Origin of the sequence: Streptomyces roseochromogenus subsp. oscitans DS 12.976 (assembly GCF_000497445.1) — a bacterium.
GTDB lineage: Bacteria > Actinomycetota > Actinomycetes > Streptomycetales > Streptomycetaceae > Streptomyces > Streptomyces oscitans.
Genome location: NZ_CM002285.1, coordinates 2,086,502 through 2,099,147 on the forward strand (window position 1 = coordinate 2,086,502; position 12,646 = coordinate 2,099,147).

Annotated in this window: 11 protein-coding genes and 4 pseudogenes; 4 read left to right on the forward strand and 11 right to left on the reverse strand. The window is 71.2% G+C overall.

The window, feature by feature from the left end:
- Window positions 1-175 precede the first annotated feature (175 nt).
- Window positions 176-1,138: an ABC transporter substrate-binding protein gene (locus M878_RS59025; RefSeq protein ID WP_031224589.1), complete on the reverse strand. Its 963-nt coding sequence runs from the start codon at window positions 1,136-1,138 to the stop codon at window positions 176-178.
- 156 nt (window positions 1,139-1,294) lie between these two features.
- On the opposite strand from M878_RS59025, the gene M878_RS59030 reads away from it, so the two are divergent.
- Both M878_RS59030 and M878_RS59035 read left to right on the forward strand, forming a co-directional pair.
- Window positions 1,295-1,678, forward strand: coding sequence for a DUF742 domain-containing protein (locus tag M878_RS59030; RefSeq protein ID WP_023545910.1), 384 nt, complete (start codon window positions 1,295-1,297; stop codon window positions 1,676-1,678).
- Window positions 1,668-2,155 (forward strand): annotated as a pseudogene (locus M878_RS59035) (GTP-binding protein); the annotation flags it as partial. The gene M878_RS59030 and the pseudogene M878_RS59035, both read left to right, overlap by 11 nt.
- Window positions 2,156-2,166: 11 nt before the next feature.
- Here the strand turns inward: M878_RS59035 and M878_RS59040 are convergent.
- From M878_RS59040 to M878_RS59060, 6 genes are all read right to left on the reverse strand, one after another.
- The gene (locus tag M878_RS59040; protein ID WP_023545913.1) at window positions 2,167-2,835 is read right to left on the reverse strand and encodes an ABC transporter permease; all 669 of its coding nucleotides are present in this window, start codon (window positions 2,833-2,835) and stop codon (window positions 2,167-2,169) included.
- Window positions 2,832-3,485, reverse strand: a complete 654-nt coding sequence (locus M878_RS59045) for an ABC transporter permease (RefSeq protein ID WP_023545914.1) — start codon at window positions 3,483-3,485, stop codon at window positions 2,832-2,834. Before M878_RS59045 ends, M878_RS59040 begins: the two co-directional genes overlap by 4 nt.
- Entirely contained in the window at window positions 3,482-4,624 is a 1,143-nt protein-coding gene (locus M878_RS59050) for an ABC transporter ATP-binding protein (protein WP_023545915.1), read from the reverse strand. The genes M878_RS59045 and M878_RS59050 overlap by 4 nt, the downstream gene beginning before the upstream one ends.
- 146 nt (window positions 4,625-4,770) lie before the next feature.
- Window positions 4,771-5,517: an FAD:protein FMN transferase gene (locus M878_RS59055; protein ID WP_023545916.1), complete on the reverse strand. Its 747-nt coding sequence runs from the start codon at window positions 5,515-5,517 to the stop codon at window positions 4,771-4,773.
- A 22-nt stretch (window positions 5,518-5,539) separates the two neighbouring features.
- A complete protein-coding gene (locus M878_RS000000101795; protein WP_031224592.1) occupies window positions 5,540-5,995 on the reverse strand; it encodes an FMN-binding protein in 456 nt (151 codons plus the stop codon).
- Window positions 5,996-6,010: 15 nt separating this feature from the next.
- Window positions 6,011-7,348, reverse strand: coding sequence for a ferredoxin reductase family protein (locus M878_RS59060; RefSeq protein WP_023545919.1), 1,338 nt, complete (start codon window positions 7,346-7,348; stop codon window positions 6,011-6,013).
- 204 nt (window positions 7,349-7,552) lie between these two features.
- Between M878_RS59060 and M878_RS99710 the strand changes: the two are divergent.
- A pseudogene (locus tag M878_RS99710) lies at window positions 7,553-7,783 on the forward strand (response regulator); the annotation flags it as partial.
- A gap of 36 nt (window positions 7,784-7,819) precedes the next feature.
- Window positions 7,820-8,582, forward strand: a pseudogene (locus M878_RS59065) (sensor histidine kinase); the annotation flags it as partial.
- Between the two features lie 72 nt (window positions 8,583-8,654).
- Here M878_RS59065 and M878_RS59070 read toward each other — a convergent pair.
- The 4 genes and pseudogenes from M878_RS59070 to M878_RS59085 form a co-directional block, all read right to left on the reverse strand.
- On the reverse strand, window positions 8,655-9,968 hold the full coding sequence (locus M878_RS59070; protein WP_023545921.1) for a PP2C family protein-serine/threonine phosphatase: 1,314 nt from the start codon (window positions 9,966-9,968) through the stop codon (window positions 8,655-8,657).
- Between the two features lie 476 nt (window positions 9,969-10,444).
- Window positions 10,445-10,852, reverse strand: coding sequence for a peptide-methionine (R)-S-oxide reductase MsrB (msrB, locus tag M878_RS59075; protein WP_023545922.1), 408 nt, complete (start codon window positions 10,850-10,852; stop codon window positions 10,445-10,447).
- 14 nt (window positions 10,853-10,866) lie between these two features.
- Window positions 10,867-12,258, reverse strand: coding sequence for a UDP-N-acetylmuramate--L-alanine ligase (gene murC, locus M878_RS59080; protein WP_031224595.1), 1,392 nt, complete (start codon window positions 12,256-12,258; stop codon window positions 10,867-10,869).
- 216 nt (window positions 12,259-12,474) lie between these two features.
- Window positions 12,475-12,646 (reverse strand): annotated as a pseudogene (locus M878_RS59085) (indole-3-glycerol phosphate synthase); the annotation flags it as partial.

Below are 12,646 nucleotides of genomic sequence, written 5' to 3' on the forward strand. Positions count from 1 at the left end.
TACTCCATCTGGAGCGGCGCTGCTGCGGATTTCTTCCATTCGTGCACCTACTGGTGCTGAAATCTCACAGGGTCATCGGCGAGGGTCAGTGCCGTCATGTACGACGCGGGCGCCCCCGGTCCGAGGGGGCGCCCGCGTCGGCACGTCCGGGTCGGACGTACCGCAGGACCCGGCGTCAGACGAGGCCGGCGGACTTCAGCCAGGCCTTGGCGACGTCCAGCGGGTCCTTGTTCTGAGCCTGCACCTGGGTGTCCAGGTCCAGCAGGGTCGCGGTGTCGAGCTTGGCCGAGACCGCGTTGAGCGCGTCGACGCCCTTCTTGGGCACGGCGCTCTTGTAGACGAGCGGCTGGACGTTCTCGAAACCGAAGAGGTTCTCCGGGTCCTGCAGGACGACGAACTTCTCCTTGGTGATGGTCGGGTCCGTGGTGAAGATGTCAGCGACCTGCACGGCGTCCTTCTGCAGCGCCGCCTGGGTGAGCGGGCCGCCCGCGTCCAGCGCCCGGAAGGACTTGAACTGCAGGCCGTAGACGGACTTCAGGCCCACGAGGCCCTGCTGCCGGGTCTGGAACTCCGGCGAGGCGCCGATGACCAGGTCCTTCGCGAGGTTCTTCAGCTCGGCGATGGAGGATTTCTCGGTGAGGTGGTACTTCTTCGCGGTGGCCTCGTTGACCGTGACCGAGTCCTTCGACTGCGCCGCCGCCGGCTCCAGCAGGGTCAGCTTGGAGTCCAGCTTGGCCTCGATGGCCGTCGTGGTGGCCGCGACCGTCTTCGGCTTCGCCTTCTGGTCGAGGTAGGCCAGCAGCGCGCCGTTGTACTCGGGCAGCACCTTGATGGAGCCGTTCTTGATCAGTCCGTAGGTGGTCTCGCGGCTGCCGATGTTCGGCTTGTACGTGACCTTGATCCCTTTGGCCTTGAGGGCCTCGCCGTAGATGTCGGCGAGCAGGGTGCTCTCGGGGAAGTTGTTGGACCCGACGACGACGGTGCCGTCGTCGGCCTTGCCGTCGTCCGACAAGGGGTTGCCGGACGTGCCGCCCTTGGAGGAACAGCCCGCCAGCAGAGCCGTCGCCGCCGCGAGGGCGACCACCGCCGCGCCTCGGTTCCTCCGGATGGATCTGCTGATGCGGTTGGTGGAAGTCACTCACCGATCCAATCCAGCCGGTTCTCGGTCAGTCAAGGGCCGGAGATCACCGATTGGCCTCGGTCTGTGCTCAGTTGTGGGCAGATAGCGGTCTCTTCGTAACTAACTCTTGATGAAAGGCGCGCCGAGCAGACAGCACAGACAGAGCGGACAGGTATGGCGGACGGCACTCCTCACCCCGTCCCCGTCCGCCCCGCCCCCGCCCCCGCCCCCGCCGTACGGCCGTACCTCGTCACCGCCGGCCGGATCGCGGACGCCGGCTCCGGCCGGGCGTTGCCTCTGGAGACCCAGGTCGTGGCCACCGTCGCCGGGTTCGGCGCACTGGGCCGGTTCCGCTTCGAGCGGTACGACATCGTCGCCGCCTACCGGCTGCCGCAGTCCCTCGCGGAACTCGCTGCCCGGCTGCGGCTGCACCTGAACGTGGTGCGTGTTGTCCTGGCCGAAGACCTGTGCGAGGCGGGCCAGTTGGCGGTGTACGTGCCCGACGCCGCGGCCACCCACGACGCGTCCGTCCTGCGCAGGCTCGCCGACTTCGACTGAACCGCTCGTCCGGGCACGGCGCCACGCGCCCCGCCGTACGGCCGCCGCTGCCGGTGAAGATGGTGATCGCGGGCGGGTTCGGCGTGGGCAAGACCCCCGCGGTCGGCGCGATCTCGGAGATCGAGCCGCTGACCACGGAGGCGTTGATCACCGAGGTCGCGGCCGGGGTGGACGACCTCACGTACACCCCGCGCAAGACCACCACGACCTTCGCGATGGACTTCGGCTGCATCACCGTCGACCCGACGCTGAAGCTGTATCTGTTCGGCACGCCCGGACAGGAACGGTCCGGGTTCATGGGGGACGACATAGTGGAGGGAGCGGTCGGCGGGCTGTTGATCGTCGACACCAGGTCCCTGGGCGCTGGACGTCTCCGCCGGCGTGCCGGTCGTGGTCTTCGACGCCCGTGAGCGCGGCTCGGTGCGGGACGCCCTGCTCGTCGTCCTCGAACTGACGCCGGCCCGCACCCAGCACTGAGTACCGAGTCCTCAGCCGGTTCTGCGCACGCCCGGTGAGACCGTGAGGCGAGACGCCGCCCAGAACACCACGAGGGTGGCCAGGGCGAGGCCCGCGACCAGGGTGGCGCCGCCGACGACCTTCTCGTAGTCCTTCTGGTAGAGGCCGTCGATGATGTAGCGGCCGAGGCCGCCGAGGCTGACGTAGGCGGCGATGGTGGCGGTGGAGACGATCTGGATGGCCGCCGTACGCAGTCCGCTCAGGATGAGGGGAAGCGCGACCGGCAGCTCCACCTGGAACAGCACCCGTGCCTCGGGCATGCCCATGCCCCGGGCGGCGTCCACGGGTGAGGGGTCGACGGAGCGGATCGCCTCGTAGGTGGTGACCAGGACCGGCGGTACGGCGAGCACGACCAGCGGGATCATCACCGGCAGCAGTCCGAACCCGATCCAGATGAACATCAGGACGAGGAGACCGAAGCTGGGCAGGGCCCGGCCAGCGGTGGCGATCAGGGCGAGGGCGTTGCCGCCGCGGCCGTAGTGGCCGGTCACCAGCCCGACGGGCAGTCCGATGACGGCGGCGAACAGCAGCGCCTCCAGCGAGTACTCGATGTGCTCGACGAGCCGCGTGGGGATGCCGTCGTAGCCGTGCCAGTGGGCGCTGTCGCTGAAGAAGGAGTGTGCGAAGTTCAGGACGTTCACCGGGTGGCACCCTTCCTCGGCATCCAGGGGGTGAGGAGGCGGCGGACCAGGACCAGCAGGGCGTCGGCGAGGATGCCCAGCACAGCCGTCGTCAGCACCGAGTTCACGGCCAGGGCGGGCCGGTGGTAGGTGGTGGCGTCGTTGAGCAGGTTGCCGAGGGCGCCCTGGTTGCCGATGAGCATGCCGACGCTGACCAGGGAGAGGCTGGAGACGACCGCCACCCTGAGGCCCGCGATGATCGCGGGTGCGGCGATGGGCAACTGGACCTGGAGATAACGGCGTACGGGGCCGAAGCCCATGGCCTGCGCGGCGGCCAGAGTCTCCGGCGGGACCGAGCGGACGCCGTCCACGATGCCGGGCACCAGCACCACCAGGCTGTAGACCGCCAGCGGGATCATCACCGTCATCTCGCTCTGCCCGAAGTAGTCGATGAGGACGACGAAGCAGGCGAGCGAGGGGACGGAGTAGAGCACGGTGGTGATGCCCAGCACGGGCGGGTAGACCCAGCGGAAGCGTACGCAGAGCTGGGCCACGGGCAGCGCGACGAGCACGGCGGCCAGCACCGGCAGCAGGCCTTCGCGCACATGCAGGCCGACGAGTCCGAGCCAGCTGTGCTGGAGGTCGCTCGGCAGGTCGAAGAAGCCGTTCACCGGACGGCCTTGACATCGGTGTCGGCGTAGGCGCCGTTCGCGGCCCGGCTGTGGGCGGCGCGGATGGCCTCGCCGATGACCTGCTGGGATACGACACCGACGGCGCGTCCTTCGCCGTCCACCGCGACGGCCCAGCCGGTCGGGGAGAGGACGGCGCCGTCGAGCGCGGTGCGCAGTGAGTCGGTTCCGGGCACGAACGGCCGCCCGAAGTCGAGGAGTCGCTCCCGGTCGATGGCCCCAGCGGTGAGCCGCTCCGGCTCGCTCCAGCCGAGCGGCCTGCCGTCGAGATCGGTGACGAGGAGCCAGGGGGCGTGGGACACGGCGGCGAGCCGGGCGGCGTCGGCGTCGATGCCCACGACCGGCGCGGTCTGCAACTGGAGGTCGACGGAGGGGAAGAAGGACAGCCGGCGGATACCGCGGTCGGCGCCGAGGAAGTCCTCCACGAAGGCGTCGGCGGGCGCGCTGAGCAGGTCGGCGGGCGGGGCGAACTGCGCGAGCCGGCCCCCGGTGCGCAGCACGGCAACCCTCGTGCCGAGCTTGATCGCCTCGTCGATGTCATGCGTGACGAAGACGATGGTCTTGCCCAACTCGCCCTGGATGCGGAGGAGTTCGTCCTGCAGTCCTTTACGGACCACCGGGTCCACGGCGGAGAACGGCTCGTCCATCAGCAGCACCGGCGGATCGGCGGCGAGCGCCCGGGCCACGCCGACGCGCTGCTGCTGGCCGCCGGACAGCTGGTACGGGTACCGCTTTGCGAGCGAGGCGTCGAGCCCCACCCGCTCCATCAGCTCCGCGGCCCGGGCGCGGGCCTCCTTCTTGGGCGTGCCGAGCAGCCGGGGCACGGTGGCGATGTTGTCGAGGATGGTGCGGTGCTGGAAGAGCCCGGCGTGCTGGATGACGTAACCCATCGAACGGCGCAGGGTGTTGACCGGCTGCTGCCGGATGTCGGTGCCGTCGAGGAGGATGCTGCCCTCGGTGGGCTCCACCATCCGGTTGATCATCCGCAGGGTCGTCGTCTTGCCGCAGCCGGAGGGCCCGACGAGGACGGTGATCGCGCGATCCGGTATCTCCAGCGACAGCCGGTCGACCGCGACCGTTCCGTCCGGGTACCGCTTCGTGACTGACTCTATCCGTATCAAAACGCCGAATACCCTTCGGGTTTGGCTGATTTCCGCCCGTCTCCGGCCAAGTCGTCGGTGCGCAGGCCGTTGCGGAGAGAGTCTAGACCGCGAGTGTTTCAGCGTTTTGGCGGGTGAATGGCCAGGGTCCGTCCGGCGGACGGGCCCTAGGCCACCGGCAGTCCCGGTGTGCGGAGTACTCGGTGTGTGGTGTCGATCGCGAAGATCTCGCAGCCGGAGCGGGTGGCGGCCCAGGCCGGGCCGTCCGTGCCCAGGGCGAAGGCGGCCGTGGCGGTCGCGTCCGCCTCGGTCAGGGTCGGGGCCACCACGGTGAGGCTGAGCATTCCGGTCGCGGGGCGTCCGGTGCGGCCGTCGATGATGTGGTCGCCGCGCTCGTACCGCCCGGACGTCGCCACCGCCCCGTCGGTGACCGCCAGCACGGCACAGACTCGGTCGGCCTGTTCGGGGTGCCGTATCCCGACCCGCCAGGGCCCGCCGGAGACGACCACGTCACCACCGGCGTTGAGACAGAACCGGCGCGCCCCGGCAGCCGTCAGCAGCTCGGCCGCCCGCTGCACCGACCAGCCCTTGACCACCGCGCACGGATCGAAGCCCCGGCCGGGCAGCCGGACGTCGAAGGCGCCGCCGGTCGCGCGTCGCAGGTCCGCGCAGAGGCCGAGCACCTCCGTCAGATCCGCGCTCAGCTCGCCGTCCGCCACCTCGCCGCGCCCGTACCGGGACACCTCGCTGTCGGGCTTGAACGGGCTGAAGCGGGCGTCGACTTCGCGCAGCCAGGCGAAGACGGCGTCCGTGGCCGCCGCGAAGTCGCCCTCGGAGTCGCCCTCTGAGTCACCCTCGAAATCGTCCTCGAATTCGCCCTCGCCGTCGATCCGCAGCGAGACGGGGAACCCCATGACGTGTTCGACACGCCGCACGTCAGGAGGCCTTGGCGTCGATTGCGGCCTGGAGGGACTCCTTGTATCCCCGGCTCGTGACCGTGGCCCCGGACACCGAGTCGATGTGGGCGCTCTGCGCCTTCAGCGTCTCCGTGATCAGCTCCGGTACGGCCCACTTGGTCTGCGGATGGTGCGGCGCCTGCAGCATCCGCACGGACGCGATCCGGTCGCCCTGGAAGGTCACCTCCACCTGGAAGACACCCTTCACGGTGTCCACCGCGGTGCCCGGGACGACCTTCGAGGCCGAAGAGGACGACGAAGATGAAGAGGACGAAGAGGACGACGTCGGCGACGCGGACGACGAGGGAGAGGACGGCACGGAAGTCGGTGTCGACGCGGGCTGGGCGACGTCGGCGGTCCCGGTCGACGGCTGGTAGCGCCAGACCGGGATCAGACCCGCGACGGTCAGGAGGAAGACGGGAATGGCTCGCTTCACGGTGGGACGCCTCTCTCAGCCCGCGAGGCTGAAGCGCTCGAAGTGGATCTGCCGCTTGGGCACGCCCAGGTCGCCCAGGCTGCGCAGCACGGCGGTCATCATCCCGGGCGGCCCGCACAGGAAGACGTCCCGGTCGCCGATGTCCGGGACCAGCCGGGCCAGTTCGCGCGGGGCCAGCTTGTCGGGGACGATGGATCCGGTCACCAGGTGCAGCTCGGCTCCCTTGGTGAGGGCGAGGTCGCACAGCTCGTCGTAGAGGACGGCGTCGCGGTCGCTGGACACGCGGTAGATGACCACGGCGTGGCCCGTCAGGTCCTCCAGCAGCGCCCGGATCGGCGTGACGCCGACGCCGCCCGCGATCAGCACGGACTGCGGGCGGGAGCGGTGCAGCGTGGTGAAGGCGCCGTAGGGGCCCTCGGCGAAGACGCGGGTGCCCGGCTTGATGTGCCGCAGGGCGGCGCTGCCCGCGCCGGCCGCCTTCGCGGTGAGGCGCAGGGTGCGGCCGTCGGGAGCGGCCGACAGGGAGAACGGATTGGCCTGCCACCAGCGGTCCTTGGTGAGGAACCGCCAGAGGAAGAACTGCCCGGCCCGGGCGGGCAGCCTGTCCAGGTCGCGGCCGGTGACGTAGACGGAGACGACGTCGTCGGACTCGGGTACGACCGCCGACACACGCAACCGGTGTCGCAGGTTCCGCCACAGCGGCAGCACCATCCGGCCCAGCACCACCGAGCCGAGGGCCACGCCCCACACCGTGTACCAGTAGGTCGTCGCGGCCGGCGACGAGGTGAAGGTCGTACCGACGGCGACCTGGTGGGTGAAGGCGAGGACCACGGCGACATAGGTGTACAGGTGGATGAAGTGCCAGGTCTCGTAGGCCAGCCGGCGCCGGGCCCAGCGGCCCGAGACGGCGCCGACCACGACGATCAGCGCGAGCGCGACGATGGCGCGCAGCACGCCCTCGGTGGTCTCGGCGAGGTTCACCAGCTGGTTCACCGGGTCCATCGAGGACGCCTCGGCGTAGCCGAAGGTGATGAACACGGCGTGCGTGAGCAGGGTCCACAGGATGCCGAAGCCGGTGCGGCGGTGCCAGGAGGTCAGCCGGTCCATGCCGATCCGGCGGTCCAGCCAGGGCATCCGGGCCACCAGCAGCAGCTGGAACGCCATGAGGAGGGCGCCGTACAGACCGGCGAGGCGGCCGAACACGATCAGCGGGTTCGAGGCGAAGCCGGCCTGGACGAAGAACCAGGCGACCACCGCCGCGTTGGCGGCGAGCAGGGCGTACAGGCCGGTACGGGCCACGACCCGGGGGGGTATCGAAGTGACGGGTGCGGGACGGGTCTGGAGGGTCGTCACGGACGGCAGCTCCTTGATCGGGTCCTGGGTGACGAGCTTCGCGCGCGGTTGCTGTCGTTCTCCTGTCGGACGACTTTCACTTGAGTATCGATATGGCCGGCGGGGGCCGGCAGCCCGGACGGGGCCGAACGGGTGGCGCAGGATGGGCGGGTGGAGAAAGTACGCCTGCTGGTCGTGGACGACGACCCGCCGATCGCCGACCTGGTGGCCACGGTCGCCCGGTACGAGGGCCGGGAGGCGGCCTGCGCCTACTCGGGCGAGGAGGCGCTGCGCCGTGCCGCCGAGTTCGGCCCGGACATCGTGGTCCTTGACCTGATGCTGCCGGACGTGGACGGTTTCGGCGTCCTGGACCGGCTGCGCCGCTCGGGGACGATGGTGCCGGTGGTGTTCCTCACGGCGCGTGACGGCGTCGCGGACCGGGTCGCGGGCCTGACCCGGGGCGGGGACGACTATCTGGTCAAGCCGTTCGCGGTGGAGGAGCTGCGCACGGCCTTCAACACCATGCTGGAGCACATCGACGACTCTCTCGCGGTGCGCGCGGAGGCCGAACGGCGGCTGCGCCGGTTCGTCGCGGACGCCTCCCACGAACTGCGCACCCCGCTGATGTCGGTGCGCGGCTACGCCGACCTGTTCCAGTACGCGTCCGCCGGCGAACCCGCCGAACGGGACCGCCATCTGGCCCGGCTGCGTTCCGAGGCCGCCCGGATGGGCGTCCTCCTGGACGAACTGCTGCGGCTCGCCCGGCTGGACGCGGCCGAGGTCGAGACACCGCTGCGGTGCGCCGACACCGACCTGACGGAGCTGGTGCGCGAGGCCGCGGACGCCTTCCGCGCGAGCCACCCCGGCCACCCGCTGACCATGGGCACCGGCACCGGGCCGGTACGGCTTCACCTGGACCCGGTGCGCATCCGCCAGGTCCTGGACAACCTGCTCACCAACGCGGCCGTACACACCCCGCCCGGCACGGAGGTCGCCCTGACGGTCTCGGCCGATGCCGCCGGCGTGTACGTACGGGTCGCCGACGCGGGCCCCGGGATCCCCGAAACCGAACGAGCCCGGGTCTTCGACCGCTTCTACCGCGTGGACAAGGCCCGCAGCCGCGACCGGGGCGGCGGCTGGGGTTGTGTCGGTGGCGAGGGCCTTGACGGAGGCACACGGCGGAAGCCTGCGGCTGGAAAGGGAGACCGGCTTGACGGCGTTCACGCTGCGACTGCCGGTGACCGCGGCGCCCTAGGGGCGCGGGGCTGTTTCGATATGCGGCTCTGCCGCGTGGGCGCGAGGACCACCTACGGACCGTCAGCCGGCGCTACGGCGTGTCCGCGTCAGCCAAACCCCCCTGTCGACTGTGAGGCCGCGCGGCCAGCGCGGCGACATCGTCCTCCGCGTGCCGCGCGTCCAGCCGGCTGAGGATGGTGTCCAGGACGTCTTCGAGCCCGCCCCCGACGGGGAAACGGACGGCGGACAGCCGGGCCAGAGACCGGTCGATGTCCTCACCGCGGCGTTCCACCAGCCCGTCGGTGAACAGCAGCAGCGTCTCCCCCGCGCCCAGCGGATGTGTGGCCATGTCATAGCCCCCGAGCCCCGTGCCGAGCGGCGGCCCCACGGGGACGGACAGCAGTGAGGCCTCACCGCCGGAGGTGATCCGCACGGGCGGCAGATGCCCCGCGCTGGCCAGCGTGACCTGGTGGCGCCCCGGGTCGACCCGGGCGAGCAGACAGGTGGCGGGCCGCAGCTCGGCCTCCTTGGAAGCGATCTCGTCCATCTGCCGCAGCACCCGGTGCGGGGGCAGGTCGGCGGAGGCGATGTAGCGCAGCGAGGAACGGTAGGCGTTCATGTCGACGGCGGCCTCCAGGCCGTGCCCCATGACGTCGCCGACCACCAGCAGAGTCCGCCCGAAGTGCAGCCGTACCGTCTCGCACCAGTCGCCGCCGACCAGGACGCCGCCGCCGGCCGGCAGATAGCGGATGGCGATGTCGAGGTTGGGGTGCGGGCGGCCGGGCTCGGAGAGCAGGGCACGCTGCAGGTCACCGGCGGTCCGATTGACGGCCTCATAGTCGCGCGCGTGCCGGATGTGGGAGGCGGCGCGCTCGGCGAGCAGGCTGAGCAGCTCGCCCTCCGCGGGGCGCAGCGGCGGCCCGGAGCGCGCCCACACCAGGACGCCGTACACGTCGTCGCCGCTGGTCAGCGGCGCGCACAGGGCGGCCCGCGGCCGGGGGCCCGCCGCGTACTCCAGCCAGGGCTCCGGCTCCACGCCGAGCGCAGGTACGCCCGCCTCACGGGCCACCGCGGCGGCCCAGCGGGCGTCGGGCAGCGCGTCGGCGTCCCCGGTGATCGCCTCGTACCCGGAGACGGTCTGGCCGGTCCGGCGCATCACCGCCGCGGTGCCGCCGGCCAGCCGTACGGCGACCCGGGTCAGCTCGGCGCAGGTCTTGGCCTCGTCGAGGGTCGTGCCGATCCCGGCCAGTGCGTCCCGCAGCACCCTCAGCCGCGCGCCGGCCGCCTCGGCAGAGGCAGCCGGGACACCCTCCGCCGCATCTGCGGATCCTGTGGAATCCCCGGACGGCGCGGAGCCCTCGTGGCCGGCGCCGCTCTCGCGGTGGTGGCCGCTGCCGGCGGGCACAGGCCTGCGATGGGACTGAATCCAGCGCGCCACACCCAACACCCTCACAGAATCTCAAACCGGGGCAAGTGGGGCACGAGCCTCATGCATCCCAGCGCCCTCGGGAGCCCCGTGCGAGGGTGTGGGCCGGGTGCCTCACCGCGTGGCCGGGGTGCCGTCCGGCGCGGTCAGGGCGTGCGGGGGAGGCGCTCGGTGCCGTCCGCACCGGCCATCCGGAGGGCGCACCGGTCGGTGCCCTCGCGGTGCCCGGAGCAATCCGCCTGCGTGGCCTGAGCGGGTGCGCGGTGCGGGCAGCCCCGCACCCGGATCGTGGCTGCCGTCCCCGCCCACGCTCCGCCGCCTCTCCCGCTCCGATTCCCGATGGCGTACATATTCGACCGAGCGGGCCCTGTCTGACATCTCTTTTGCCAGATTCGGGATGTCGATTGATCGTGCCTCTCGGCATCGATCAATCGACCCGGCGCGATCCGGCGCGATCAGGCCTCGTCGGGCGTCAGCCGCAGCGAGATGGAGTTGATGCAGTACCGCTGGTCGGTCGGGGTCGGGTAGCCCTCGCCCGCGAAGACATGACCGAGATGCGAGCCGCAGCGGGCGCAGCGGACCTCGGTGCGGACCATGCCGTGGGAGCGGTCCTCGATGAGTTCCACGGCGTCGCTGTCCTTGGGGTCGAAGAAGCTCGGCCAGCCGCAGTGCGACTCGAACTTCGTTTCCGAGGTGAACAGTTCGGCACCGCAGGCGCGGCAGGAGTAGACGCCCTTCGTCTTGGTGTCCGTGTACTCACCGGTGAAGGCCGGCTCGGTGGCGGCCTGGCGCAGCACGGCGTACTCGGCCGGGTTCAGCTCCGCGCGCCACTCCTCGTCCGGCTTCTCGACGTCGTACGACATGAGCCTCAGCCCCTTTACTGCTGCGACAGGCGGTCCAGGATCAGCGGGCCCAGGTCGGTCACGTCGCCCGCGCCCATGGTGAGAACGAGATCACCGGGCTTCGCCATTCCCGCGATCACCGCGGGGCTCTCGGCCTTGTCGTGCACGGCGGTGACGTCGGCACCGGCGGCGCGCGCGGCCTCGATGATCAGCTCGCTGGTCACGCCGGGGATCGGGTCCTCGCGGGCCGGGTAGATGTCGAGGACCACCGAGGCGTCGGCGAGGGCCAGCGCCTGGCCCATCTCCTTGCCCAGCTCCTGGGTGCGGGAGAACAGGTGCGGCTGGAAGACGACGAGGATGCGGGAGTCGCCGGCGGCGGCGCGCATGGCCTCCAGGTCGGCGGTCATCTCGGTGGGGTGGTGGGCGTAGGAGTCGATCACCTGGACGCCGGCCGCCTCGCCCTTGAGCTGCAGGCGCCGCTTGACCCCGGTGTAGGCGGCCAGCGCGGGCGCCAGCTCCGCGGCCGGGATACCGAGCGCGGCACCGGCGGCGAGCGCGGCGACGGCGTTGAGGGCGTAGTGCCGGCCCGGCACGGACACGGTGAAGGTCAGCTCCTGCCCGTCCAGCACCGCGGTGACCCGGCTCTTCAGCCCCTGGGGTACGACAGCCGTGACCCGCACGTCGGCGTCCCCGGCCTCGCCGTACGTCACGGTCTTCACCGAACCCGCGAGCCGCCGGGTCAGCTCCCGCGCGCCCTCGTGGTCGGCGGAGACGACGAGCGTGCCGCCGGGCACGATCTTCCCGGCGAAGGTCTCGAAGGACTCGTAGATCTCGTCCATCGAAGCGTAGTTGGCGTGGTGGTCCAGCTCGACGTTGAGGACGATGGCGACTTCGGGCGCGTACTTGTGGAAGCTGCGGTCGCTTTCATCCGCCTCGGCGACGAAGATGTCGCCCTCGCCGTGCAGCGCGTTGGAGCCGGGCGCGTCCAGGTCGCCGCCGATGGCGTACGACGGCTGCAGGCCCAGCTCGGAGAGGGAGACGGCCAGCATCGAGGTGGTCGTCGTCTTGCCGTGGGTACCGGCCACGGCGATCGGCCGCAGCCCCTCCATCAGCGCGGCGAGCGCGTCGGAGCGGTGCACCACCGGGATGCCCAGCTCGGCCGCGCGGGCCAGCTCGGGGTTGTCCTTGCGGATCGCCGACGACACGACGACGCAGCTCGCGTCGTCGGCGAGGTGCTCCGTGGCGTGCCCGATGTGCACGGTGACCCCGAGCGCCCGCAGCGCCTCCGCGGTCGCCGACTCCTTCGCGTCGCTCCCGGCCACCTCGGCCCCACGCTGCGCGAGGATCTTGGCGATCCCCGACATCCCGGCGCCGCCGATGCCGATGAAGTGCGGTCGGTCCATGGCGGTAGGAAGGCCGGGTGCCATGCGTTTCTCCCCAGAGACGGTGCGTGCGAGCGGCCCTAGCCTATGCGCTGAAGCTCCGGGCTCCTTGCAGCGAGGGGCAAGACTGCCGGCCTGAGGGGCGCGGGGCTGTATCCGATATGCGGCTACCGCCGCGTGGGCGCGAGCAACCACAGCGCACCCGCACCCGCGAGTGCGCCGGCCCTCGACGGCGCTCATCCGGCCGACCCGGCGGAGCGTCTACGCCTTGCTGTGCGAGAACAGCTTGAGCACCGGCACACCCACCTTGTGCCGAGCCCGGGAAGCCCAGTCCCGGTGGAAGAACTCCTCCACGTAATGCGGATCCGTCAGCACGATCACCTCGTCGGCGGACACCTCGGCGCAGAGCGACTTCAGCGCATCCAGCGGATGA